General features: G+C 45.6%; 19 protein-coding genes. 10 read left to right on the top strand and 9 right to left on the bottom strand.

The window, feature by feature from the left end; translation table 11 throughout:
- Positions 1-223: 223 nt before the first annotated feature.
- The 4 genes from ACO0LK_RS25910 to ACO0LK_RS25895 are packed head-to-tail and all read left to right on the top strand — an operon-like array spanning position 224 to position 4,717.
- Entirely contained in the window at positions 224-880 is a 657-nt protein-coding gene (locus ACO0LK_RS25910; protein WP_422980272.1) for a TnsA endonuclease N-terminal domain-containing protein, read from the top strand.
- On the top strand, positions 880-2,787 hold the full coding sequence (locus ACO0LK_RS25905; protein WP_422980270.1) for a Mu transposase C-terminal domain-containing protein: 1,908 nt from the start codon (positions 880-882) through the stop codon (positions 2,785-2,787). Before ACO0LK_RS25910 ends, ACO0LK_RS25905 begins: the two co-directional genes overlap by 1 nt.
- Positions 2,787-3,695 carry a TniB family NTP-binding protein gene (locus ACO0LK_RS25900; protein WP_422980268.1) on the top strand — a complete coding sequence of 303 codons (909 nt, stop codon included), beginning with the start codon at positions 2,787-2,789 and terminating at the stop codon, positions 3,693-3,695. The genes ACO0LK_RS25905 and ACO0LK_RS25900 overlap by 1 nt, the downstream gene beginning before the upstream one ends.
- Positions 3,692-4,717: a TniQ family protein gene (locus ACO0LK_RS25895; RefSeq protein WP_422980266.1), complete on the top strand. Its 1,026-nt coding sequence runs from the start codon at positions 3,692-3,694 to the stop codon at positions 4,715-4,717. Before ACO0LK_RS25900 ends, ACO0LK_RS25895 begins: the two co-directional genes overlap by 4 nt.
- Before the next feature lie 186 nt (positions 4,718-4,903).
- On the opposite strand, the gene ACO0LK_RS25890 is transcribed toward ACO0LK_RS25895, so the two are convergent.
- Genes ACO0LK_RS25890 through ACO0LK_RS25880 form a run of 3 tightly spaced genes read right to left on the bottom strand, consistent with a single transcriptional unit; the run spans position 4,904 to position 6,983 of the window.
- Complete coding sequence (locus tag ACO0LK_RS25890) at positions 4,904-5,527, bottom strand: hypothetical protein (protein ID WP_422980264.1); 624 nt, start codon at positions 5,525-5,527, stop codon at positions 4,904-4,906.
- 12 nt (positions 5,528-5,539) lie between these two features.
- Positions 5,540-6,565 (bottom strand): hypothetical protein, encoded by a 1,026-nt coding sequence (locus tag ACO0LK_RS25885; RefSeq protein ID WP_422980262.1) that lies wholly within the window; start codon positions 6,563-6,565, stop codon positions 5,540-5,542.
- A 1-nt stretch (position 6,566) separates the two neighbouring features.
- A complete protein-coding gene (locus tag ACO0LK_RS25880; protein WP_422980260.1) occupies positions 6,567-6,983 on the bottom strand; it encodes a hypothetical protein in 417 nt (138 codons plus the stop codon).
- Between the two features lie 9 nt (positions 6,984-6,992).
- Here ACO0LK_RS25880 and ACO0LK_RS25875 point away from each other — a divergent pair, with 9 nt between their 5' ends.
- A complete protein-coding gene (locus ACO0LK_RS25875; RefSeq protein WP_422980258.1) occupies positions 6,993-7,589 on the top strand; it encodes a sce7726 family protein in 597 nt (198 codons plus the stop codon).
- On the opposite strand, the gene ACO0LK_RS25870 is transcribed toward ACO0LK_RS25875, so the two are convergent.
- Complete coding sequence (locus tag ACO0LK_RS25870) at positions 7,572-8,645, bottom strand: beta family protein (RefSeq protein WP_422980256.1); 1,074 nt, start codon at positions 8,643-8,645, stop codon at positions 7,572-7,574. The genes ACO0LK_RS25875 and ACO0LK_RS25870 overlap by 18 nt on opposite strands.
- Positions 8,646-9,111: 466 nt before the next feature.
- Here ACO0LK_RS25870 and ACO0LK_RS25865 point away from each other — a divergent pair, with 466 nt between their 5' ends.
- Positions 9,112-10,410 carry a hypothetical protein gene (locus ACO0LK_RS25865; protein ID WP_422980254.1) on the top strand — a complete coding sequence of 433 codons (1,299 nt, stop codon included), beginning with the start codon at positions 9,112-9,114 and terminating at the stop codon, positions 10,408-10,410.
- A 45-nt stretch (positions 10,411-10,455) separates the two neighbouring features.
- Here ACO0LK_RS25865 and ACO0LK_RS25860 read toward each other — a convergent pair whose 3' ends face one another.
- Complete coding sequence (locus tag ACO0LK_RS25860) at positions 10,456-11,319, bottom strand: WYL domain-containing protein (protein ID WP_422980252.1); 864 nt, start codon at positions 11,317-11,319, stop codon at positions 10,456-10,458.
- Between the two features lie 88 nt (positions 11,320-11,407).
- Between ACO0LK_RS25860 and ACO0LK_RS25855 the strand changes: the two genes are divergently transcribed.
- The 4 genes from ACO0LK_RS25855 to ACO0LK_RS25840 all read left to right on the top strand — a co-directional run bounded on the left by ACO0LK_RS25855 (position 11,408) and on the right by ACO0LK_RS25840 (position 19,680).
- A complete protein-coding gene (locus ACO0LK_RS25855; RefSeq protein WP_422980250.1) occupies positions 11,408-12,814 on the top strand; it encodes a hypothetical protein in 1,407 nt (468 codons plus the stop codon).
- 124 nt (positions 12,815-12,938) lie between these two features.
- Positions 12,939-13,565, top strand: coding sequence for a hypothetical protein (locus ACO0LK_RS25850; RefSeq protein WP_422980248.1), 627 nt, complete (start codon positions 12,939-12,941; stop codon positions 13,563-13,565).
- A 1-nt stretch (position 13,566) separates the two neighbouring features.
- On the top strand, positions 13,567-18,561 hold the full coding sequence (locus ACO0LK_RS25845) for a hypothetical protein (RefSeq protein ID WP_422980246.1): 4,995 nt from the start codon (positions 13,567-13,569) through the stop codon (positions 18,559-18,561).
- 9 nt (positions 18,562-18,570) lie between these two features.
- A complete protein-coding gene (locus tag ACO0LK_RS25840; protein WP_422980244.1) occupies positions 18,571-19,680 on the top strand; it encodes a Wadjet anti-phage system protein JetD domain-containing protein in 1,110 nt (369 codons plus the stop codon).
- Between the two features lie 1,128 nt (positions 19,681-20,808).
- On the opposite strand, the gene ACO0LK_RS25835 is transcribed toward ACO0LK_RS25840, so the two are convergent.
- The 4 genes from ACO0LK_RS25835 to ACO0LK_RS25820 form a co-directional block, all read right to left on the bottom strand.
- Positions 20,809-21,126: a hypothetical protein gene (locus ACO0LK_RS25835; RefSeq protein WP_422980242.1), complete on the bottom strand. Its 318-nt coding sequence runs from the start codon at positions 21,124-21,126 to the stop codon at positions 20,809-20,811.
- Complete coding sequence (locus ACO0LK_RS25830; RefSeq protein ID WP_422980240.1) at positions 21,116-24,328, bottom strand: transglutaminase-like domain-containing protein; 3,213 nt, start codon at positions 24,326-24,328, stop codon at positions 21,116-21,118. The genes ACO0LK_RS25835 and ACO0LK_RS25830 overlap by 11 nt, the downstream gene beginning before the upstream one ends.
- 305 nt (positions 24,329-24,633) lie before the next feature.
- Positions 24,634-25,263: an HAD family hydrolase gene (locus ACO0LK_RS25825; RefSeq protein ID WP_422980238.1), complete on the bottom strand. Its 630-nt coding sequence runs from the start codon at positions 25,261-25,263 to the stop codon at positions 24,634-24,636.
- 48 nt (positions 25,264-25,311) lie between these two features.
- Entirely contained in the window at positions 25,312-25,554 is a 243-nt protein-coding gene (locus tag ACO0LK_RS25820) for a hypothetical protein (protein ID WP_422980236.1), read from the bottom strand.
- Positions 25,555-25,586: the final 32 nt, after the last annotated feature.

The following is a 25,586-nucleotide window of genomic DNA, read 5'->3' as shown; positions in this document are numbered from 1 at the left end:
TGCGGCCAAGAGCTTGTTCTCCTTATAGCGCGAGCTTTACCTAAAACGTTCTGAAAATTAGCCTGACAAGCGACAGTTATGCTTGGAGGGATTTAATGTTCGCAGTAATATGTATTCGACAAAATTGCAAAAATACTTGCTGATTGGCAATGCGCTAATTGCTGTGTTATAAATATTCAAGTCTTAAAGTATCGGATACCTATTTTCTGACGGGGAAAATATAGTGGCGCGTAAAATACCTAAAAATTACCTATCTGTCACCGGTAGTTTTGCAAGTCAAAAAAATGACCAAATGGCTGGATTTGAGTCCATCCTAGAAAAGGAGTTTCTCCTGCTCCTTGATTTTGACGAAACCGTTGAGCGCTTTGAGGTGCAGGAAGTCACAATACCAGTGCCTGGCGTACCCAAGGGTTACACACCAGATGTGCTGATTTATTACAAACCCAACCCTCTAACGGGCGAAATTCCAGTTCCAGTACTTACTGAAGTGAAGCATACCGACGACTTGGAACGCAACCGCGAAAAATATAAATCCAAATTTGCACTTGCAGATGAGTATGCACGTAAGCATGGATGGGAATTTCGAATAACAACGCAAGTCGATATTCGAACAAAGCGCCTTCAAAATATCAAATTCTTGAGAGAGTATCGAAACATTCAGCCAGACGGGAGTGATCGTCACCAACTCATCAGTATAGCAACTTCATATAACGGCGAATTCCGTCTCAAAGACATCCTTCAACGGCTTGCGCCAAATGACGATGCTCAATTGCACTGGCTCCCTGTCATATGGCACGCGATATTAAAAAAAGACTTAATTGCTGACTGGAATCAGTTGATTGACTACCAAACCTTATTACGTCTATCTCCGGGGGCGTGATGCGAAAGCAAGAGCGTGCAGTCCTGTGGATAAATAAAGGGGCATTGATTTCAAGTCACGGACGGGACTATGTGGTCCTGTCTCTTGCAGATGTGAATCTGGTTCTTGCCAAAGAAGTAGGCTCGGGCGAAAAGGTGTTGCTGAAAATTGGGGATGTGGAACCGCCAAGGGCGATAAAAAGTCGTGATGCTGAACCCATTGTTGAACGTGATCTATCTACAGTTTCAACGGCGGATTGGACCGTCGCCGAAGAACGTAAGCGCTTGATAGAGCCGATGCTCAATAAGGACTATCGACGTAATGACGCACTTGGCGTCCGGATTGCGAATGAGGCAGGCGTCAGCCTGGCGACTATTTACAGGTGGGTTTCGGCATATAGACATACTGAATTAGTATCATCTTTGCTGCCGAATTATGCAGAGCGAGGCGGAAAAGGGAAAGCAAGGCTTTCCGCCGAAGTTGAGACCATCATCGCCAGGACGATTGACACTTTCTACGATGTAGAGCAAAAAAATACCATTGCGTCCACCATACAAGAAATCAGACGCCTTTGTTTCAATGCCAATTTGCCGTTGCCTGCTGCAAATACGATACGCATTCGCTTGGGAAAAACCAACGGTCGCGAACGTGTCAAGAAACGTGAAGGCGAGGCAAAAGCACACGATCAATTCGATCCAATTAAGGGGACAATTCCCGACGCTGATTGGCCACTGTCACTGGTACAAATTGACCATACAGTGTTGCCCGTCATTATTGTTGACGACATTTACCGTAAATCCATTCGCCGTGCTTGGATTACCTTAGCCATTGATGTCCATACTCGCGTTTGTCTAGGAATGTATTTATCATTGGATGCGCCGTCGGCAATGTCAGCAGGGATGTGTATATCTCATGCGATCTTAATGAAAGACAAGTGGTTGAATCGTTTGGGTATCACGACCACAGATTGGCCATGCTGGGGCACCATGGGAATCTTGCACATGGATAACGCAAGGGAATTCCGTGGTGATATGTTGAAATTTGCATGCAATGAGTACGATATAGATTTGCATTTACGCCCCGTAAAGAAGCCTCGTTATGGTGGGCATATCGAGCGTCTCATGGGGACGGTTTCTGAGGGACTGAAAACACTCAAAGGTTCGACCTTCTCCGGCCCGGATGAAAAAGGCACTTACGATTCCGAAGGAAACGCTTGCATGACCTTCAGCGAATTGGAGAAGTGGCTGGTGCTATTTTTTGCCAGATACCACCGCAATATACATAAAGGGATCGGTACAACACCATTAACCAAATGGCGAGAGGGATTGCTAGGTACTAAGGATAAGCCAGGACGTGGATATCCCGCGAGGCGGCTGGATGAAGAGAGCTTGCGAATACACTTCATGCCTTTCATTGAGCGGACAGTGCAAAATTATGGCGTGTTGATTGACGATGTTCATTATTATCATGATGTGCTTCGCCCTTGGATCAATGCTGAGCACCCTGAGTTTGAAAAGCATAAAAGAAAATTTCGGTTTCATCGAGACCCAAGAGACATTAGTACACTATATTTTTTTGATGAGATTGCCCAAAGATTTTTCGCCATTCCTTACCGTGATGTCAGCCTTCCGCCAGCAAGTATTTGGGAACTACGAGAAGCACACAGAAAAGCAGACGAAAGAGGCATTACTCGCGACAATGAAAAAGCCACTTTTGCTTTACTGAATGAGCAACGTGAATTGGAGAAAGATGCAGCTGAAAAAACAAAATCAGCCAGGCGCGCTGTTCAAAGATTGACCCAGCACGAATTGGCGAGACAGCAGAAGAAAGAAGATTTACCGACAGTTACCCAAACAGCACCTTCTGAATTCCCACCCGCAATTCGTGGCTACGATCCGGACGCTGTGAAACCCTTGGATGACGACTGATGGCGCAAGAGAATCCTTATCCGCATTTAAATGAGAATGCGCGGGCGCTAATCCTGCAAAGTGACGAGCAACGTATTTATGCGATACGCAAAGGTTCATGGCTGGGATATGCCGATGCCAAGCGGGTTTTAGCAAGGATGGAAGATTTGTTGGCGTATCCACGCATCACGCGCATGCCGAACATGCTTTTGGTTGCACCTTCGTACAACGGCAAGACATCTATTCTTGAACGATTCATGGAGTTGCATCAGTCTGATTTAGATCCAACAGGTGAAGTGACTATTTGTCCTGTAGTGATGGTTGACGCTCCAAACAAACCTGACATCGCTGATTTTTACGCACGCATCCTGGATAAGTTGATGGCGCCGTACAAACCCACAGCATCTCCTTCAGAGAAGTACTCTCAGATCAAGCGACTCTTTCGCCAGATGGATGTACGCATGCTAATTATTGATGAGATTCACAATCTGATTGCTGGTAGCACCAATAGGCAAAGAGAGTTTCGCAATACCTTAAAGAGTATCGGCAATGAAACCAAGGTTGTCATGGTCGCCGCGGGCACAGAGGATGCTTACAATGCTTTTAATACCGATCCTCAAATGTCCAGTCGGTTCACACCAGAGGAATTACCACTTTGGAAGGCAAACAATGAATTTGGGGGCGTGCTCGCGACCCTGGAATTAAGGACGCCGCTGAAGAAGCCCTCGAATCTGAAAGATCCGGCTGCGATGTTGTCTATCTATAATAGAAGTGAAGGAACACTGGGCGACGCTTGCGATCTGGTGAAGGAACTTGCGATTGATGCGATCCGTAAGAAGACGGAACAAATCACAATGGATAGCATAAATAGCCTACGCTGGGTGCCGCCATCTAAGCGCAAGCAGTATAAACGCCCAAATCCATCATGAAAGGAATCACTGAATCTTTATGGCCGATTCACTATAAGCCTTTGCCGGACGAATTGTTGTCTTGCTGGCTGGTGCGATTAGCTCACGGTCACGGCTTGAAGGTTCAGACTTTCTGTAATTTAATATTTGGCAATCAACGCCAAATCTGGAACCGGGACATGGACCGCCTGGCGCCAACATGGTTGATTGACGAATTAAGCCAGCGGACGGCGACCCCGTCACAGATTACATGGAATACGACACTGCGTTCCTATGAAGGATTGCTTTACCGAAAATTCAAAGTGTCGGGCGGATTGCAATGGATACTCGCTCTCAAGTTGTACCATCGCAAGCGGGAGGGGTACGGATTGCAATGCTGTCCCACCTGTCTAGCTGAGGATCGCATTCCTTATTTCAGGAAGCGATGGCGCATCGCTTTTTATACAGTTTGCACTAAGCACCAAACAATGATGCTGGACCGTTGTCCACAGTGTGCTGCTGCTATAGCCTTTCACCGGATCGATATCATGAACGTCGATGCACTTGATGCTGGTAGGCTTGCATATTGCCATGAGTGCGGATTTGATCTGAGGGCTGCTCCTGCAGTAGAACCATTGTTCTATGATCGCGATGCTACTGTTTTATTGCAGAACGCATGCGACGTGCTTGACCCAGGTCATGCAGGTTATGACAAGTGGGACCTGGGACGATATTCTGTATTGCATCAGTTGAGCATGATTTTAACTTCAAAATATCGGCATGTGTCCTTGCGGGATTTTGTGCTGGATCAGATTGGATGCTCTGATATTCGCTTAGCCACTGGACGCATTTCTTTGGAAATGCGTCCAATTAAAGAGAGGCACCATTTGCTTCAGCTTGCTATGTGGTTGATGGTGTTACCGGATGTGAGATTGGAGCATGCCTGGCGTAGCGGTGCGGTTCGATATAATGTTTTGTTGAAAGATTTTTCTGAGCCGCCTGATTGGTATAGGCGTTTGACGGAAAAATTTGTGAATTGGCGGAATCGGTTTCAGGTGGAATAGTTGCTGCTCAATCTTACAGATAGTGTCGGATCATATGAAGAAATTCTCGGAAAATGCTGTTGGTTACTACAATTCAGAACTATTTTATGCGACTTCAATACTGTCTGCTGCGCAACTGAATATTATTAGAATGTGGTGAACATTTTTCCCCGAAACCACTATAAATTCGGTATGCGAAGTCTGAATTTATAATGCATTAATTTTCGCCAACAATGGTGGGTTACAAAAAGATCGAATTTCATTAATATATGACTCTAGTCCTGTTTTGAGGTCATCGGGTTGAGCATCACATCGGCTACCCAGAACTATTGATACCGCCTTATCAATTTCTCGCATCGGGCATACATGTGATAAAAGCCAATCGCGTCCTTTCAGATCAAGACAGCACATCAGCAGTTGTTCAACACAAATGACTTTGCCAGTAAATTTTAAAGACAATTGATGGGTGCCAATCGCCCTAAGTGCGCGCTTGTCTCCAGTAATAAAAATTCCATTTGGGTCCATTGCTGCTAATGCTAACTGCACGGCTTCCCCAGGATTAACTTGTGGTATTTCTACGAGTTGGACCAGTAGATTTTCATCTGGGCAACCAGGCTGTGCCATTTTTTTTATGCAATCATTGGCAGATATTGCTGCTTCCTTTGTCCTAAATAATTTTCCATCGGGAGACTTAATAGCACGCTCAACACGATATCGTAACGATGAAACGGTAGCCATCTGATCCCACGAACTATTCAGCAATAACGGAAGGTCAGGAAGTATGCCCCAATGGGCTAACTTGCATAGCGCGTCTACATCAATATAGAACATAGGCGCGTTCCCTTATTCGGCTAGGTAAGAGCCGATATCGGTTATCTGCACTACTAGGTCTCTGAGATCTTCTGCAATAAGGTTCAAATCTAGATTATCCAGTAGCGCCTGCCTCATTACGCCTTCTGCGTCCGAGTCTTCACTCAAAAAATGAAGCGCAGTAATGCTTTCCGACCACCTCTTAGTTCTGAATGCATATCGAAGAACTAAATGTCCGCTTTCAATAAAGACGCTCGAATGCGCTTCTCTTGCACGAACTGCCAATTCCACTGGAGAAATCCAAGAAGGCCATTTTGAAATAATGTCTTCAGCGGCCGCCCCCCCGAGCAAATTCAAAGCATATTCATCCGCTTCTTTTTCTTGCAAATCATTGGAAGACTCAGTGTCAAACGTCGTTTGTTCTTGTAATGAGACATCAATGATTGAACCGGTTTTTTCAAGATGCATACATCCGATGTGTCCGATTTCATGTGCAAGAATAAATGCAAGCCAGGCCCGAGATGTGCGCTTCTTGGAAATCAAAATAACGGGGCGTTCGCCAATTTTGAGAACTGCTCCGTCCATCTTCCGCAGTCCTACAGGAAGGTTGGACATAGGGACTACAGGAATACCGGCAGTCCAACATGTATTGATCATTGACTCCAAACTGACTAGCCCGCCCTTTGCTCGAATTCGTTTTACGAAATCGGTTGCTGAACCAGGTGGGACGTAGGGCCTGTCAGTTAAGGTTGCGCAAATAGCTTCCGCTAAAGATAACGCAATGGATGTTGCACCTTGTAGTGACTGAGGAGTAGCCGCTGCACTATGTTTATAAGCTAAAGCTACTGCGTTGCTTTTACGTAAAACCTCTCCCTTAAGTAAAGCACTGAGATCTAAACTAAGTCTCCGACTTATCAGCATGCACAACTCGGCAAGTCCGTCAGGATGCTTTTCTGCATCAGGGGACCACCACTCGGGTAGAAGTTTTCTTATTTGAGCGCGTGTCAACCCAAAGACCTTCAGGTTGTCGTATAAGATTTTTGAGGAGGAGATGGTCATGTTATTCCTTGTCGCCACCTGATTTTTGGCCAATTAAGATATCAATTGCTGGTCGCAGAGCCAGTACCAAGGATGCGATTACCTCTGCACTCTGAAGTCGTCCGTCCCAGAGGGAATTGATTGCATCGCCAATGATACGGCATCCGTGGCTGTCCGTACTATCGTTGTGCACTAATTCATTATGCCAATTATGCTGATTATGTCGATTATCTATCCAAGTTAATGTAAATTTGGCCGCGGGGGTAATGGATTTTCGCTCACCGTTAACAAAGCGAGCCAGAGCAGATTGAGCAACATTTGCGCTCTTAGATAGGGCTAGTACCGAAACACCATTGGTTTCGCAATATCGCTTAATTTTTGCAATTGCGATTGCTGCATTCGGATCAATGTTTCTTGCTTTTCTTGGCATACTTGGCATAATACAGCCATGAAAAACATAGTTGCAAGCACAAATCAAATTCAACCATCTTCTCTGATCTCAGAGCAGGAAATTAGGACTGCTTTACTTGAGTCTTTAAAAGGATGGGAAGATGTAGGTGCACGGGTGCAAGAAGAATTGCGACTGGAGCGAGGTTTAGCCAGAATAGATATTGCGGTTATTGGTAAAAGATTGATTGGGTATGAAATCAAAAGTGACGCGGATTCTTTCGCTAGGTTTCCCAATCAAATCCACGCCTACAATAGGATTTTTGACGAAATTCATTTGGTTTGCGGTCCTCGACATATCGAAGCTGCACTCACTGCGATTCCTTCTTGGTGGGGTTTGTCCGTAGCTCAGCGCAACAGCGATCAAACCGTGCGCATTGATAAAATACGCACGGCTTGTTCAAACCAGAGGCAGGATTCATTCAGTCTTGCCTCCATGTTATGGAAAGATGAGGCTTTAGCAATGGTTGAGAACAATAGCGCTATGCTACCAAAGCAGCCATCTTCTCATGATCTATGGGAGCACATTGCGAACTCGTTCCCATTGGACACTATAAAAAACAATGTTTCCAGCACCTTATTAAGGCGTGCCGTTTAAAGTCTTTATTGTCAGTACAATGTGGCGATTTGTTGCATCTCTTCGCCAAGTCCAAGGGATTCCATTTTTCCCAGTCCCATTGGAATAGTTCATGTATTGTTTATCACCATAGCTGTATCCTTCTCCTCCATAAATGGGATCAGTTATCAACAGCTTGCTGAGTGCTCGCAGTACTCCAGGCGAGCCTTTTTTGAAACCTCCCCCCTTATATAAGCGCCAAAATTCATCGCTTGCATAGCGAATTGCAATGGATGGATTCATATTTTTCGGATCTATATCCTCATCTTGAGGTGCTGGATTCGAAACTGTGTAATCGGAGAAGCGAAGTTTTGGATATGACTTTTCTTTTGCTAACTCAAGCCAAATTTTCCATTCCACTCTAGGTATGTCTGTTACACCTTGTTTTTTTCCTGTCAGATTAATAGGAAATGATCCTCCCGCTAACGTAACGCTAGCACAGACGCTGGAGCTTGTTGCCAATAGATAAGGGGCAATAAATACTTGACCATCAGCATGATTTTTACCGACTAAGGAGTATTGATCAAGTAACAAATGGATTGCTTTCCGTTTGACGAATTTTGCTAAAGCATCCAGTGATGGTCCTATTTGGGTTGGCGCCAATTCGTCAGTTTGTAATCGTAAAATAACTTCTGGCATGTTTTTCAACGTCTCTACTTGCTTTGTAGTAAGTAGAGACAATGCGTCAAGTTGACTTGCACGAATTGCGGGGATAACCCGATTTGGCACTAGCTTTTGTAATCGCCGACATACAGCCAAAAGTAGCGCGACCTGACGTGCAAAACCAGTGCTGACATAAACAGTATCAATCGCGATTGCTCGATCCTCTGGTATAGATTTAATTATCTCTTTAGAAATTTTTTCAACATATTCAGGTAGTGCCTGGTTTAGTGAGACTCCGTCAGGTGCTGCAGAAATTGGTTGAAATTCTATAAGTGGTACTACTCCATCCCAATGTTGATCAGTCAAAAAGCGAAGTGCATCTTTTTCACCACGCTTCCATTTTATAATTGGTAAATAACGCCATTCAGTTTGCATATGTTTTCCCGTCAATTTTTCTAATCCACAATTTCATATAAATACCCCGATAAGTTGCCAGTTAATTTAAGCGGCAAAACGTAACAATTTGTAATTGTCAACTTACCATGCTTATTTGATATTTAAATGTAATAAATTGATAATTTATTTTTGTGTGTTTTTTTTGCAACGGAAGCTGACAGTGGGGTACTAGGTATATTTCCTGTTTGCATTTAGATATCTAGCTACATCCTCTAGCATTGATAAACTGGCGCTGGAAAGTCGCGCATGCGGCACACAGTGGTTTTCACAGTTTATTGGGTCTACAACACCATGTCTTTGGGCTTGCTGCATTCGCAATTGGAATCGAAGAAGATTGGGGGGAAAGAAAATGACTGAGTTACGCGCAGTACCTCGGCCAACGGGAAACGCATATTTTCCCTAAATACAAGCGATTAACACTTTTTTCGATCTCAAAGGGATAGAAATGAAGATAAAGTCTGTTCTTCTCCACCAATATGAGAATGTCAGTGCAAATCTGCTTTGGTGCCCGCCGCTGCCAGAAGAATGCTCACATTTGCTCAAATCTTCATTGGAATTGTTACAAAGCAAAGGATACTGGGTAAGCCCTTTTCCAGAAGGAGATGGTTTAACTATAAATAATAAAACATACGATCCAAAGATTGCATTGAACGATCTCAAGCTCTGTTTTGAGTGGTTAGAAATTGATGGTCCTTCAGGAAATGCGCAGGAAGCGGTTCAACAATTGCACGCTGGAAGAATGGTGCGTGTACGCTACCTTGTGCCGGTGGACAAGCTTCTTCAATGGCCTGATATCGTGGAGTTAGGCCCTTACAATATTCATAGGCCAGTCATTCCAAGGGAGCGACCTGTAAATTCACACCCTTGGGGGCGAAGCTTGTCAGATATCGAAGGGATTGATATGGACACCGACTGGAATCCATTTACTGCTCCTGCTGGTTCACTCGCACAATTACTCGCATATCCGTTGATTGAAGGAGTCACTGAAGTAGATGCTAGTTTATTTTTTCCAGTAGGCGCAGGAACTTGCGAGTATGAACCATTGGTCCTTCAAATCACAGAGCATGCTGACAGAGTTTTAGATGTATTGCGTCACATTTATTGTCACTACCGTACTCCTCATTACACTCCAAATCATGCTGGTGTTATTGCCGGCAAGGAGTTTCGAACCGCTTTCTTAATGCCCGAAACTCAAAATTTGAAGTGGAGAAAGGTAACGGCAAAAGGACAAGTGTTTGAAGCAAATAATGTCTGGTTGGGTCTTGAACTGGACAATAGTCCCAGTAGTAGCAATGACCAACTCGCTGAAATTGCATCCGGGATCGTGGCGAACGAGGTAGAGGGGCATATTCGCTCAGCACTTCGAATGAGGGGGCAGTCTTTCTTTTTGTTAAACGATGAGATGAGATTCCTTTCTCTCGTCTTTACGATAGATGCCTGTACATTTGTGGGAAAAAAGAATGGTCCGCAACATCGACAGCATATTGCAGCATTTGCCAGCGGCGGCAATAAATTTCGATTTGACGAATATCTCAACTCATTTGACCAGCTCTATAAAATAAGAAATAAGATCGTGCATAGCGGTAGCAGCTTTGCAGAATTGAGAGTAAACGCGAAGGACCAATTAACTCAAATTGATCACATTCTTTTTTGTTGCATCGAACAGGCTGTAGACGAATCCTGGACAACTGAAGCAGAAGTGAATGCAGCAATTAAAACCCGACTTACCGGATTTGGTTGCTAGCATTCTCAAATGCTTGCTATGCAACTCTATTTGCTTTTCCGTATTTCATCTGTCTATCGGCAAAATTTTCATGATGATCACTTGTTGTGCTGATGGCGATTTTTCTATGCCTTCTTCAACACCAAGTCGTCGTGTCATATAAAACAAAAGCGCACGCCGAACCACAATTTCAGCCGTGCCGTTGGTCATAGCATAATCCCGCTCAATTATTTGTCTTTGTCCTGTCGGCAGTTGGGGATTTGCCGCTATAACAACTCGAACATATTCCGTCCATTCTTTATCGGATGCTGGATCTGCTGTAGCGCGGCGACTCTCACGGATGTCGAGAATGCGGCCTAAAACGAAGTCGCGGAATTTTTCACGTTGCTGGCAGTAGGCGCGCACATGCCACCGCATACCATCAGACGCAAACGCATGGGGTTCTATCCATCGATACCCCGCCAAATCAGTACTGATCGACTGATATTTTATTTCTATAGCAGAACTGGTATTGATGGATTGAATGATCGAACGAAGGGTTAACGGTTCTACCCGGCGCTCCGGCGACGGCAATACATCAAATTCAGGTTTAGATCCGAGGATGCTGCCACGCTCAACGTCGGAGTCGTCTTTTTCTTTGACGATCAACTGTTCGAAATAGCTTTCTGCAGTTGGATTTATAAAAATTGGCTTAAATGCTGGAGTTGAAAAATAGAATTTTTGACTCTTATTGTAGTCAACATTTTCGGGGGCGCGCTCCATGTATTCGCGAAGATCAAGCGAGGCTTGAGGAATGGAAACACCAAAGGTTTCCATTAAATCAGCTCGATTAATTCGGCCTTCCCAGCAGAGTCGGAAATCTATAAATCGAAGTCTTTGCAGGGCACTCCAAGAAATTCCTGAAGTCTGTTTTATAGCGATATCTTTCATAAGTGCATAATAGCATAAAAATTATATTGACATATAAATTATACTCATGAGAGTATGGGTATATAAATTATATTGACATATTGAATATATGACCTTTTCAGCGTCCAGCTTGCCAGCGGAAATTCAACTTATTACAGCAGTTGCAAGATTTATTGATTTGCACGATTCACGTCGGGAATATGGAAAACCGGCGGAATTCACGACGGAAACGCGCAATGCGAATGGCGACGGCCAGTACCTTGCAATCGGCATTGCTGTCGTGTCGCGGCTATATTCCCTCGACCAGACCTCCAGTCATGATTACCTACATCTCGATGCGCTTTTTGATGCTGCACTCTCGGATTGCCCTGGCATAGCCAAGATTGATGTTCAATATGTATTAAACGTATTGCGACGGCCTACTGAAATTTGGTATCTAGGTCGCGAGGATGAAAGTCAACCGAAGACATTGCGGTCTGAAAAGCGAGGCACGGCGATTATTGAAAAGACGGATTACGCGGATGAATATCGTCTTACTTCAGCAGGTAGATCATTTATCGGGCTGTCAAACGCAGCCAAAGATTCGCTATATATTCGCGGCGACGCTTGCAATCTTTTGGACGCAATTCAAAACAGCGATTTTGACGAAATGCCCGGATTTGCTGATGAGATCATACGCGAATTGCGGGAAGCGATTCTCGATGTTCGAAGTGCATTGGAACGGCGCGGACGATCTGAAATAATGAATAAGTACATCGACAACTTTGATCGATATAGGAAGGTGATTGAGGGTACGCTAGAAATTATTGAACAGGCCGAACACGAAATGGCAAGTCCTGCAACGATGGGGGAATTCATGAAGTGGGCGGACAGCCCTGGAAATCATGCAATCGATTCGACTTATTACAGCCTATCCAGTCATCTTGACCGTGTACGTCAAGTCCTTGAAGTATTCAACCGGGTTGTGCAAGAACTAGTCACTGCGTCGTTGAAGAATGATCGCACTGCCGCGGCACCGCCCGCTTTTCTCGAATTCGCGATACACCAGGTCAAGAATCCCCTGAAGCCAGAAGTCGAGAATTTTCTGTTGCGCCAATGGGGGGCGATGGAACTACAAACACCGTTTTATTCTCCCTTGGATGGCTTACATGCCATCAAGATTAAAAAGGTGATTCCGCCGTCGTTGCCGCAATCATTTGCGCACGATGGGTATGAACTTATTTCGCATATTGGCAACCTTCACTTTTTAAGCCGTTTTGGTACCGACATTGTAGATGCACTTCGCATTGCACCGCTGCGCCTTTCGGATGCAATTGAAAAAGGCTGGTTCTGGCACGACAAGGGTTCGGCGCTCGGCGATTTAATTGGTATTTTCTCGGCACCAGAGTCGCTACCCATCACCGAAAAAATAGTGATTAGTTTGACACGATCGTTTCTCGACGCGGATGTAACCGATGGAGTGCTGTTTTTCACGGATTTGGAAATTTCGATTATGGAGAACGAGATTGAACAATAATGAATTGGGCCGAGTGCAGTCTTACTTGCTGCGACATCGATATGTCGAAACAAAATCTATCCGACGAAAAGTAAACCGCGAGGAAAATGAAGTCGCTGTATTGCTACGAGACGCGGACTCTTCCATGCGCAATTTGCTTGCGGAAATACTTGACGGTCAAGGTCTACAATTGCGACAGTGGGGCGACACGGAAGTGCCAGGAATCCCAGTCGGAGCGACGGTCTTTGCGTTGCTGCGCAAACCGGACAGCACCACACCATTTTTTGGTCTGGAAAAGTTGCTCACTAGAATGCGCAAAGGTAGCATTAAAACGGATGCGGAAGCAAAAATATGGTTCGTGCAAATATGGTTTGTTCATCTTGATTTGATTTACACCAGCAAGAATCGTGCGCCAGCAGAAATGCTCAAATACGTCGATGCAATATTTGAAAGGGAGATTCTGATCGAATCTGTGCGCGCTTACGTGAACGATCTTGTCCGTAAGCTAGATCCTGACAGCATTTCCAACAATGTGATTTACAAGACGCTCACCGATACCTCGGACGGCACGATCAAACTCGCAGTGATCGGCTTTCTGGAATTGCTCACGGAAGCTGGATTGTTATCAACAACGGACGAAGATGTATATCGTCAAACATTACTTTCCGCCGCCGAGATGAAATTGAATTTTGACAGGCAACTTGCGCCACTCATGCCAAGTTCTGACGTCGCTCAGGCATCGTTTACGCTTTTAATTCAAGAGGAAGAATAATATGGCCGTCATCACACACATCGAAATTGCAAATTTGCTTTCAGAAGGTTTTGGCGCTGGCGGCCAATCTGAGGCGACACAGTGGTCTCCTCTTTATCGAGGGGTAACGATGTCGTTGCGCGGCCAATCAACTGCGGTTCAGATCAATAACGGCGACGGCAAGTCCAGCATAACCCAAGCGTGTTTATACCTGTTAAGCAGAGATGCGCGACTCAAAGACAATGTCATGTCGCTTTGCGCACCCGCAGAGAAAGGATGGACACACGTCCGAATCGAGTTCGGCGAAAAGACGCCCGGCGAAAATATCCTTCAAACTGACTTGATTACGCGGGAGGCTGACGAATTCCCGGGAATTCCATATGTGATCGGCATGTGCTGGAATCGGGACGGCAGTGATCCTCATTTCTACCTATACCAAGGGTGGTTGGCGGATGCGCCTGTGTATGAAAAAACCGAAGGTGGTTTAAATCTGATTAGCAACGAAACGTTCCGCAATTCGGTTGAGAAAATTAAGGGTAGCAAATGGAATAAGTGGGGGCGTAACCAGGACTGGCAGGAAGAAATAAAATTCTTTATGGACGTTGCAATGGTTCGGCAAAACGTTGATTTCCAGTTGAAAGGTGCCGGGGACGCATCTACCATGTTAAAGGAGATCAAACCTGAAGACGATGAAACTTTTGACGAAGCATTTTTTCGGCAGGCGATAGCGCCGGAACTGTTAAAAGACGCAATGGGGTCAGAAGCTGACACCAAAGGAGATACTTACTTTGAAGATACCCTGCTTCGATCATTGATGGCCGCGGCCAATTCGACCACTGAAATCGCGAAGAGTCAGATTCAACTCGACCAGGCTGAGAATGCATTACAACAATTTGAGCCAGTACTTGAAAAGGCGCACGCAGTCATTCGAACAAATGATGTATTTGAGCAAGAATTGGATACAGTGGTTAAGGATGCCGCCATTCTCCACATTCTTGCTGAGCGCCATCCGATTCCTGCCGTGCCACAGATTCCGTCTAGCCCTGTTTGGCGGAAAGATAAGCGAATTCTCCAAGCTTTATCGCACATGTTCATTGATAAACGCGAAGGCGCGTTGATTACTGACGAAGGCCTCGCAAAGCTTTGCGGGCTGGAAGTCTCAAGACTCAACGACTATGCTCAACGGAACAAAATAAAATCTTTCACCGCATTGTCGCAAATTATTGATTTATCTCGTGATTTCAAAGCTTTTCGTCTTGATATGACGGCTGACAAAGAAACCACCGATGACCCGCAAGTCATTGATTTATATCGTGATCTCAAAAAAGATGGGCGTGGAGGAAGGCGCTCCCCATTAACGGGGTACAACCTTTGGACAGCCCAAGAGCTTATTCAGACTCTCGCAAACCTCAAAGATGCGAAGCTAGACGGAGTAGAGGACTTATTAAGCCGGTCATTTGGTATTGCCGCCAGCGAAATTGACTCCAATCCGTATCGTAAGGCGCGAAATAAGTTAGTGATTGAAGTGACTGCACTCACCGGGAAGCAACAAAAGGCCGCAGAGGAAAACAAAGAATGGCAGGAAAAAGTTGAATCACTTTTGTCGGAGCAGCGCGAGGCGAAGGAGGACGAGACTGCTTTTGTGGACTTTGCTAAGCGAAAAAGTGAGTTTCTGCAAGATCATTGGGACGACCCTATAGCTGCCAAGCAGTGGGCAAGATCCGAATCCTCTGACATGCTGAAGATGTTGGAAAACCATATCAGCAAAGTCGGCACATTGTCCGGTGGCTTTGAACAATGGAAAATGTTAACGAAACATCATGTGCCGCTCACTATTGGCGAGGCGCATTCCGATCTTGTGGCAAGCCACTCTTCAGCAACAGCTAGCAAAGAGCTTGCTGATAAGACGTTGAGTGAGGCCAAAGCTAAACAACGATCGCTGCAAATTGACCAACTTGAAAAATCGAATGTGCTTGACGTTGTAAAAAAATCGACGGCCGAATTCGAACGCCTACGCTCATCTTTGCCGCTTTACGAACAGTTATTCGGTAACTCGGACCCAGATATGTTCGATCCTCGAACCGAGGTCAAGAACTGCACGAAAGATCGGGAAGAAAAGCGTCTTGCACTCAACAATGCCACTATTTTGAAATCTGAATTAACTGAACTCGTCCCGATGGTAGAGGTATTTCACAAATATTTCAGCGATGCAGATCCTTCTCTGCTTGATCCGGCCAAAGTTGATCGCGGCCACAGAGCAAAAATTAGCGTTGAAGAAACCAATATTTCGCTTCTCCTGGAAAGCGTAGAAAGTCTACACTTGTTTCGTGAACGGCATCCTCTGCTGACGCCGGAACAATGGATAAATGAAACCGCAAAACAACGAATCAAATTACATACGGAAAAACGACAAATCGATACTGATGTCGCCGAGTGGCGGACGGACTTGTCAAATCTCGAAAAATTTGGGGCCGCCGACAACCGCGTCTATGCGCAAGCGCTTTTTTCTCTTGATGCTGCGAAAATCCCATACGAACGATTAAATTCCGTCATAAAGGCAACGAGCGACGGGGCGCGACGTACATCACTGCTCACGTTGTTCTCTTCGGCATTGTCCGCACCGGTATTGAAAAATATCGAAGACGCGCAGATCGCGACGAAGCTTCTTGAGCAAAAACAGTTGACGGTTCCTGTCTTCCTTTCCGCTCCTCTCTTGCATTTCGTGTCCGACAGTGAAGTCGTAAATGTCGATGATCTTTCGCATACGTTCTTGGTGGGACGACGCACGCGCCAAGTCGACATACTGCTCAATCCAGATTTGATCACGGAAGAAAAAACGCAGATAAATCTAAAAATTGATGATTATCTCAAGCGTCGAGTCGAAATTGAGAGCGAGCTAACCACCATTGCCGAAGGTGGCGAACTTTATGCTGAGGCCATGCGTGCGAAAACAGCACTTTCCCGAAATGCCGAAGCGAATTTGACGAAAGCGCAAGATGAATTAGCTAAGCTTAATTTTGCGTTGAAAGATATTGAAAAAAAGGCGTCTCCCGAAGCGCTGTCATCGATCATCGCTGCAAAAGCTTTCAATAAAAAAGGGGGCAAGCAAACATTGCAGACGCTCACTCAAAAGACTGTGCCATTGTTGGAGATCGATATAAAAAAGATCAACGAGAAAATCGTTGTTCTGGAAAAACAGTCGTCTAATGAAGCTTTGCGAGCCTTGGACGACATTAGAGAATTCAAAGCCGCCGGTGGTGAGGAAAAATACGCTAATTTAAAACACCAAATATATTTGCTTGAACCTGTCGTTGAGATGTTGACTGCGACGCTCGCCGATCTTAAGCAAAAAATCGACTGTGAACTTGAAGTTGCCATGACTTCAGCCAGTAGCCAACTTGCCACACTTCTCCAATCGTATTCGCATGAAAAATTTGAACTTGAAAAAGCGATGGAGTTTGAAGGCATCGGCCATCACATTTTCATGAATGGTGCCGAAGAGCAGTTGCAGAAATTACAGACAGCGCTTGCCAACGCCCAGCAACGCTTGCAAGACATCGATTTTGAGCGGGCAGCGCGCTATTTGCTAAGCAATATGGCAGATCGTAATGTAGCTGATCTTCTTGCCCATGCAAAAGCCAAGAAATTGGAAACCAGTCGCATTATGGAAGACGCGCGCGAAAGGATTGTAGATATCAATGGGCAGATTAGCAAGCTAGCACCGTTTGTAGAAAACCTGCACGAGTTGGCATTCAACATCCGAGACAAGGCGACGAAACTGGAAAGCTTCTCGGATGATATTCGATTGAGAATGCGCAGCGAGATGGGAACTCATCCAGATTTGCAGAAGTACGCGGAGGAGATTAGATTTGCCTGCATCAGTGAATCTCCTGGAACATCGGACAGTATCTCAGCTGCGATCGCAAATCTGCACGCTAGCATATCGTCACTAACCGTTGATACGAAACATCTTGGCGCGTTGAAACAGAGTCAACGAAACGCTCAGCGTGAATTTAGCGAAAAGCGCGCCGATTTCTGCGCGAAAGCGCGTCACAAGGAAATCACTGGTTTACATGAACTCGAGATAGCGAAGATCGAATCAGCCAATACAATCGAGGAACTAACAGAAATTCAATCGTTACGCGACTTAATAAGTAACACGATCGAGGAACGCAATGCCGATCTTCAAAAAACGAAAGAGCTGGCACACGCGAGTAAGAATGCCTCAATCAAGAATATGACCGATTTTGCGAGGGTAGCAGAGCGCAATCTTGATTTTTTGGATCGCGTCATGAAAAAATCTCCGAAGGCCAGATTCTTCATTGAGTCGAAAGTAGCTGACGAAGTACACATCCGATCTGTAGTCGAATCATTGTTAGCGGATATAGAAGACAGAGAACGAGTTACTGGTGAGCGCGCTAACGCGCCGACCAATACCGAACTTGAACGTAAGAAGCGCGGATATCGGGAATTAATAAAAGAAGTAGTGTACAAACAGATTTTCATTAATCCTAAAGTGGAATTTTCGCATACCGGTATCTGGAATGGTGATCGGCGCCCATTTAACGACATTTTATCTATGGGGCAGAAGACAGCGTTGCATTTGATGTGGTTGATCAAACACGCGGAATATTCATTGCTCCGTGCCTCCTACCAACACCGCAGCCGAAAAGAACGTGATGCCGCGTTGCGCAACTCACAGCACATTTTATTTTTCGATGGATTGTTTTCGAACCTGTCGAACGAAAAAATCATTAACGAGGCATTTGAGGGATTGAAATATGTTGGCGATGCGTTTCAATTGATCGGATTAATTCACAATACAAGGTACGTCAATAACAAGGATATTTTTCCAGCTCACCTGATCGGGAGACGATATCAAAAAGCTGGTGAAGATAATGGTGCACGCGGTTTCGTTACTGTAGAGCCGTGGCAGACACCCGGAGATATGGGAATGTTCACCAGCATTTTCAAAAGAAATACGGGCGATTCCGAAATGCAGCCGATTGTGGAGTAAATATTCGACATGAATAATCTGGAAGATCAAATTTATTATTGGTTTTTAAAGCGTGTAGGGAACGCGACATCTAACCGTGTCCTAACCAGCAAGATCGTCGCTAAGTTGTGCAGCGATATAAACGGTGATCCGTTGGAAATTCGCAAGGCAATGGAAAGACTGAGACGAGATGGCAAGCTTATGTTTACGGCAAGTTCAAACGGAGAACCTGTCAGCAGTTACATCACCGTCAGCCGTCCTCTCGAACCTGTCTCTCCACACGCTGAATTGTGGGGTAGCACTCTTGACAATTCCGCCCTCAATTCTGCGGACAAGGCTGCCCTTGAGCCGCTACAGGTCCATTTAGATGGATTTTCCGGCGACGACATGATTTCGCTACTTGCAGGACTGCAAGATCTGCGTCGTAATCAGGCAAACCACAAGGGTGAGTACAATTTTACGGTCAGTGCAAAGTATCTGCTTGGGTCGTCAAAGCTATTGTCAAAATTCGAAGATCGTCGCTTGAAGAGCTTTGGAATCGACATCGACATGTTTCAAGATCGGCCGCCATATGTCATCTTAGGCGGTAAAGGGGAACAGCCGGAAGCGGTCATTCTGGTGGAGAACCCTATTTCATTTGAAATTGCGATCCTCTCTGAAGCGGCAATGCGCTGCGCGTTTATTTGTACATTTGGCTTTGGACTAAGCAATCATGGAAACGAGTTTGGATATCAGCTTGCAGGCACTGTCGAAGCAGGTAATGCCATTATTTTACGGCGCACAGAAGGCACGTTTAGCGATTTTCAAACATTCTTGCAACATGAAAATTGCCATTTTTGGGGTGACCTCGACTCGGCAGGTTTGCATATTTTCATGAGAATGAAGCGCAAACTGCCGCAACTGCAGTTGAGTGCCCTTTATCAACCGATGATTTCGGCACTAGATCACCCGCACAAAAATCATCCCTACATCGCGTCAACTGGGAAAGCTGGACAAATGCCATTCTTAGGCGATGATTTGATTGCATGTGAACTTGGAGCGCTTTGTCGCGAACGGAGCGTATGCCAGGAAGCCGTCAGCGCACTTGAGATCGAGAGCCTGGCGGGCAAAGCTCTTGCTATTGAGGGAATCCGCCAATGATCGGACCAGTAAAGTGTTGGACAACAGTGTATCTCCGCCTGCAGACATTCTGAATAGGTAGATGGTGGAATGGATTTGAAGGCGGAACTCAACTCAACTCAACGGTGGTACTTGTGTGTGAACTGAACACTTAGGCCGCCGCTTTGCCAAACAAAAGCTGTTCCCCTGACTTCTTGCGCGTGACCGATTTTCGTTGCTTCCCGTACCGACAGACCGGACACCAGGTTTTATTGGTATAAACGTGGCCAGGAATCGCTCGCCACTGGTGACCATCTGCACATTCCCACAGGAGATGCGTTTTGGAGTTGACATACACTGTGGACAGACATTGACCACCTCTGGCTAAAGCCATTTCTTGCATGTCCTTTAGCGTATACCGTGAACAATGTTTGCACCAATGCCCTCGACTCTTCAGACTATTGAAGCTGAGTTCAAACAGGTGTCCTCGTGCACAGCGGAATTGTAGCGGTACCGTATTATTTACGTAAACGGTACTCAGGCACTCACCGTCCCGTTTGGCTGCCAATGTCTGCACTTCCGACAGCGACGTCCTGTTCGCGTCCCATTGACAGAGCGCGCACCAGCCACCTTGCTGAATCTTATTTGGCGTCGTCTCCCAAACATGGCCGTTTTTGCATTCAAAACTGAGTTTTGTATGGCGGTTGTGGTACTCCGTTGATAGGCATTTGCCGCCGTGTTGCGCCGCCATCATCTGGACTTCTTCCAACGATCCACGGCGTGCGCCATCTCGGCACTGACGGCACCAATGACCTTGCATGACCTTAGTGTAGACAGCATCCCACTGATGACCGTGAGCACATTGCAAAATGACCCTATCTCGACTGGTCTTGCATTCGGTCGACAGGCACCGGCCGCCCTTGGGCTCTACAACTGCACGGATTCTGTCAAGATAGTGCTGACTACGCTGTACAGCTTTCGGGGAAGTCTTTTGTTCTTCAATGTGGCAACGCCTGCACCATGCCCCTCTTAGTATGGTTCGTGCAACCGTGTCAGGTGTGGCCTTGCACACACTGCAAAGTGACTCGATCATGCGTAGTGTTGCATGTGACCGAAAGGCATTTACCTTCCTTGGCTCCCGCTGCTGTGCGAACCCGAAAAAGAGCGCATTCACGGTTTACTTTTACTAAATCCATTCCCATTATACTTAACAGACTTGACTTTCTCTTCTTGAAAAATGATGCGGCAATCAGGTCCATCTGGAGTTAGGTCAGCAATCACTATTGCTTGTTGTGGATTCAGTCTTCTATATCTGAGAGCGAGTTGCTTTGTCAATTTAACCAATTCACTTTCTGTCATACCTAAAGTGCTGTCAGTGCATAATGTTTGAACAGCTCGCCAACTGTTTACTATCTCAAAAATAAAGTAACTACCCCAAACAATTATTACGCAGCCAAGCAGCCATTTGATTTTCTTGTTAAAGCGCACACTTGCCTCCTAATGCTGCACCACGAAGACCCGCAGCAAGTTGATCGAATGTGAGTGGGGACCCACGGAAATCAAACGTCCCAACTCCAGGAATCGTCACTGATGAATTGAGTAATGAATTGGCATCCCAAACAAGAGCCTTTCCAATGAAATATAAATAGGTCAAAAGTACAACCTGCGCTCTCGATTGTCCTTCATCGCAAACTTTAGAGTACGCCAAAAGAAGATGTTCGGCATTCCTTACCGCCTCTGAATAACCACCGGCTTCTTCTATTTGTGTTCTGTCAGAACGTATGCTTTCCCATGCAAGAGCCCCATAAACCAGACGATATTGATTCGCGATCTCCATATACGATCCATTTGTACCGCCAGCAATTTTATAGACACCTGAGCCTGTGTTTGGGTCAAGAATGATATACCCGCTTCCGACCCAGCCATCTAAAATGACATCTTTCCCATGTACGGTTACTTCCATTCCTGCTGCCAACGCATTTGAAATCTCAGATTTCACATCTTGTTCGATTTGGAGGCTTGTGAGAATTTCGCTGTGCAAACTAATATTTGATGAATTTAGTTTGTAAATTCGTTGCCCCTGATTTCCTGCAATACCAAGAATTTTGATTGCACTGACACTTTGTGGTTGAGACGAATCAAGGGGAGGTAATTGTGGGTTACCAAAGATAAATTGAGGAATAAGATGCTCCGCAACAGATCCCGCGCTACCTATTTGACGAAGATAACCTGTACGCGTTGCCCTATCATCGTTTTTTGCCACTGCATTTTGTACTAGGGACTTTATGTCCATCGCTACGCCGTCGAATGAGACGCTACGTACAATACCAAAAAAGAAATGCGGTGAGGCTGTAGCAAAGAATCGACCATAGCTCGGCGCGCGGTAATTTATAACTTGGCTATTTGTTTTAGCCATGACGTCATCATTATTATCAACATGTGAAAAATAACCTAATATTCCACTTTGTACAACATCCCCTGTCAGATCGTCTTTAGTAAGGTTACGAATCGAAGACGTGTCGTTTGGATTTTGCCGATACTGGGTCAGCTTGCTAGAAGTATCTGAAAGTTTTTCTTGATGTTTTTTTAGCATGTCAAAGGTAGTGCCTTGCAAATCAAGGCCAATTGCATCGTACTCACCCACTGTTATGTCAGCATCATCCCCGCCTACCCATGTTCCACTGGCCGGATTAAAGTATTGATTCGATTGCTTGACAGAGCTGCCCATTGTAAAACTTTGAACAGTCTGAGCAACAACCTGTCCATCCACTCTGATTTCAGCTTTCATGTTCAGTAGATAGCCAGGCAGAGAATTTGGTAATTCACTTGGTTGGATTGGCGTACCATCAGTATGAGCTTTGGGTAAATAGCTGTTTATCAAATCCTGATCGGCCTGCGTCGCTGGAATAAAGCTTAGAGTGATTTTCTTGCCTGCTAGTTTCGGAGTACTTTGCTTCAATTCAATAACCGCATTGTCACCAGTGCTGATGCCATCTGCTGCGTAGAGATTTGTCTTGAATTTCCAACGTAGATTGTCTGGCAGCGTCTGAAATGTATTCCCAGTGGCAACTACCTGATATGGCAAACTGCCCATCAGGATCGAATAACTTTCTGGCGTAATTGTTTGCGTCCCCAAAATATCGTCTGAATTCGCATTGGTTTTTTGTCCATCGATGTAGGTTTTCACCTTCACCTGATATGATGTCATTTGAGCTTGCAGATTGGCTTGATTTAAGTTTTGCACAAAACCCTTTGCAATGTCGACTGTCGCTCCTTGTTGAATTTGTGCAATCAACGTCTGACTGTCGAGTGGTACTTGGGCATTGATATTCATGCCTTGCGAAAACGCGTTCTGCTTAAAGCTGGCATCCACGGGAACCCAGGTGTTCGGATTTTTATTAATCGCACCCCTGCTCGGTACATAGTCAACAAAGGCTTCTACCCAAACATGCTCCATGCGGATGGCGCTGATCTTGCCACCATTGGCCAATCCAATATTGGGTATGCCGCCTTGCCCTAGTAAACTCTGTGCTGCTTCAATCTTAGTGGCACCTCCTACCCAGTTCATCACCCTGTCTGCTGATACGTCAATTGTGCCGTACACGTACGTGGCCGGAATTCCTGCCGAGCGATATAGCGCTATCAGTAAACTGGCGGTGTCAAAAGCATTGCCACGTTTGTTTTGTAGAGTCAGGTCACTTCCTTGAATGCTACCGTAGCTGGGAATGAAGCTGATATTGTTTCTGACCCAGTTATAAATCTGTACTGGATTATTGTTTAAGGCTGCCGCCTGCGCCTTGATGGCCGATGTCAGTTGTACGTCTTCTGTTTCTGCCGTGTCTTGTGCTGTTGGGATAGTAGGCAATGTTGCCTGAGTTAATTTCAACCCATCAGGAATTGGACCTGCAAGCAGGATTTTTTCATACTTGGGCGGAAACAGAGTGGCCTGATATTGTGCCTTGCTTTCGTTGGGTTTTCTGACTTTGTTGCTAGGGCTGCCAAACGGAAGTTTATTAGGGTCAGTATATTGATGCGGTTTGGCATTGGGATACTTGTCCATGAAGCTGCCGAGATCTGACAACGCAGCCTGACGATCACTGGCCTGGCGCTTATCGTCGGCCTGGGCGACCCTATCCATGATCTTGTCAAATTCGGCCTGGCGGCTTTGATACTGTGCGACGGCCTTGCTGTGACGCGACAATATTTCAGACGAGAGCTTGGCATCTTTGATATGTTGCTCAGTATCTTTAAAGCTTTGGTCAATATCGCTATAAAGTGATTTGATTTGGCTGTTTGCAGTACGGATGGTACTGACATGCTGGTTGACCAAATCTGTGTTGCTACTTGTCTTGGCGGCCAAGGCTAGTAAACCGGTTTTGGCTGGAGCGTTGGCTACCGCTGGGGCAACTGCTTTGACCTCATCCTGGATTTGTTTGAGCAATTGGCTCAGTCGTTCTTCTGAGTTGTTGCGTTTTATGGCAACAGCCGTATTGGCACTACTTGCGAGCGGAGGTAATTTGGCTGATATCCGGTTTAAGCTTACGTCACTTCTTGTCTGGAGTGGATTGTTTGCTTGTTCCGCAGCGGCGCGCACTTGTGCAGATACAGCACAAGGGTATAGCGTCAGGCTACTAAAGGTAACCAATATGACGCTGGAGATAATACGCTGGAAATTATAGTGGCGGAACATAGGCTTATCAAAATCGCAATCAGGCAAACGTTGGATGGTATCAACGGTTCAAAATTATTGCAAGAAAATCTAATGACCAAAATTGATGCTCGCAGTGAATGTCCTGCGAGGTTCATATATTCCGGCGCTTGAGATATTGCGTTTATTTACTCAATCCATTTAATGTACGTTGGTAGAACTGCCGTTTGTCAAAATCCGCCATGATAGGAAACATGGCCTGAAATACGATATTCTTTTGGTTAGAGTAAAAATGGCCCACCGATGTGGGCCATTTTTATTTTGGCTTGAAATTCAGGACAGACAGCTTACTTTATATCAGGCGCACAACTTATCCACCATTTCGCAAATTCCAGCAGATTAGAATGTGACGAAGATACATTGTCCAGTTCGTCTCCGATATTTGGAGTTCCATTGGATTCCCTGGTGATGAGTGCCATGTGTATACTGGTTGGCACGCCACGGAAGTAAGGCAGATAGTCATCAACAAAGGCAACAGGTTTTAAGTCGCTGAGTGCCTTAGCTTTTGGGCTGATGCTTGTATCACTGTGTTCAGTCGCGATCACGTCGTCGATTGGAAATCCGTGGCCATGGATATTCTTTAGCCTGGAGAGCCGGTACGTCTCCTTCAGCGCACTTACACACACCAAGTCATAACCGGCTTCCTTGAGCAGATGGCAAGCTTCCAGCGTACCTGGCAGCGCTGGGATGGCGGACCAGAATTCTTCATCAAAACACTGACGAAACCGCTCCAGTTCGTCCCCAGTCACTCGTTGAACACTCCAACGATCTATTGGCCAGTAGGCAAGCGGGTCTTTGACTGCTGGCAGTACTCCGAATGCCCTCTGCCAGGCCAACGCATAGGAAGCATGATAGTCAAGAAGCACACCATCAGCATCCAAGGCAATTATCCCTTTGGTCTTTTTGGCTTTGTTCATCGTGTAATTGTGTTCTTTGTGCAGATCAGATCATCAGAGCAGGATTGCTCAATGTGGCTCCCTAATTTTATCACCGAACAAGAGCACAGCTTCTTGCAGTGACGACAGTAGATGATGCGTATGTTCCTGCCCGAGTTGGGAGACAGAGAATTGAATGAGTAACTCACCCAGGCCAATGGCAACGGCCTGTGCTGGGATACCTGGATTATTTGAAGCGAACTGAGTGACCGTTTCTAAACACTGTGTGCGCACCATAATTGCGCCACGCTGTAATTCTTGAACCGAATTCATAATTTCTTTAAGTCGTATCCCGGTCTTGAAAA

Source organism: Undibacterium sp. Ji49W, assembly GCF_049340205.1.
Taxonomy (GTDB): Bacteria; Pseudomonadota; Gammaproteobacteria; order Burkholderiales; family Burkholderiaceae_D; genus Undibacterium.
The sequence above is the reverse complement of the archived record's forward strand: the minus strand, read 5'-3'. Positions and strand labels throughout refer to the sequence as shown.

Excerpts from the sequence above, each read along its gene's own strand:
- ACO0LK_RS25840 (WP_422980244.1), top strand. The coding sequence starts at position 18,571 with ATGAATAATCTGGAAGATCAAATTTATTATTGGTTTTTAAAGCGTGTA.
- ACO0LK_RS25860 (WP_422980252.1), bottom strand. The coding sequence starts at position 11,319 with ATGAAAGATATCGCTATAAAACAGACTTCAGGAATTTCTTGGAGTGCC.
- ACO0LK_RS25850 (WP_422980248.1), top strand. The coding sequence starts at position 12,939 with ATGCGCAATTTGCTTGCGGAAATACTTGACGGTCAAGGTCTACAATTG.
- ACO0LK_RS25900 (WP_422980268.1), top strand. The coding sequence starts at position 2,787 with ATGGCGCAAGAGAATCCTTATCCGCATTTAAATGAGAATGCGCGGGCG.
- ACO0LK_RS25895 (WP_422980266.1), top strand. The coding sequence starts at position 3,692 with ATGAAAGGAATCACTGAATCTTTATGGCCGATTCACTATAAGCCTTTG.
- ACO0LK_RS25885 (WP_422980262.1), bottom strand. The coding sequence starts at position 6,565 with ATGACCATCTCCTCCTCAAAAATCTTATACGACAACCTGAAGGTCTTT.
- ACO0LK_RS25855 (WP_422980250.1), top strand. The coding sequence starts at position 11,408 with ATGACCTTTTCAGCGTCCAGCTTGCCAGCGGAAATTCAACTTATTACA.
- ACO0LK_RS25865 (WP_422980254.1), top strand. The coding sequence starts at position 9,112 with ATGAAGATAAAGTCTGTTCTTCTCCACCAATATGAGAATGTCAGTGCA.
- ACO0LK_RS25830 (WP_422980240.1), bottom strand. The coding sequence starts at position 24,328 with ATGTTCCGCCACTATAATTTCCAGCGTATTATCTCCAGCGTCATATTG.
- ACO0LK_RS25890 (WP_422980264.1), bottom strand. The coding sequence starts at position 5,527 with ATGTTCTATATTGATGTAGACGCGCTATGCAAGTTAGCCCATTGGGGC.
- ACO0LK_RS25825 (WP_422980238.1), bottom strand. The coding sequence starts at position 25,263 with ATGAACAAAGCCAAAAAGACCAAAGGGATAATTGCCTTGGATGCTGAT.
- ACO0LK_RS25820 (WP_422980236.1), bottom strand. The coding sequence starts at position 25,554 with ATGAATTCGGTTCAAGAATTACAGCGTGGCGCAATTATGGTGCGCACA.
- ACO0LK_RS25905 (WP_422980270.1), top strand. The coding sequence starts at position 880 with ATGCGAAAGCAAGAGCGTGCAGTCCTGTGGATAAATAAAGGGGCATTG.
- ACO0LK_RS25870 (WP_422980256.1), bottom strand. The coding sequence starts at position 8,645 with ATGCAAACTGAATGGCGTTATTTACCAATTATAAAATGGAAGCGTGGT.
- ACO0LK_RS25875 (WP_422980258.1), top strand. The coding sequence starts at position 6,993 with ATGAAAAACATAGTTGCAAGCACAAATCAAATTCAACCATCTTCTCTG.
- ACO0LK_RS25880 (WP_422980260.1), bottom strand. The coding sequence starts at position 6,983 with ATGCCAAGTATGCCAAGAAAAGCAAGAAACATTGATCCGAATGCAGCA.
- ACO0LK_RS25845 (WP_422980246.1), top strand. The coding sequence starts at position 13,567 with ATGGCCGTCATCACACACATCGAAATTGCAAATTTGCTTTCAGAAGGT.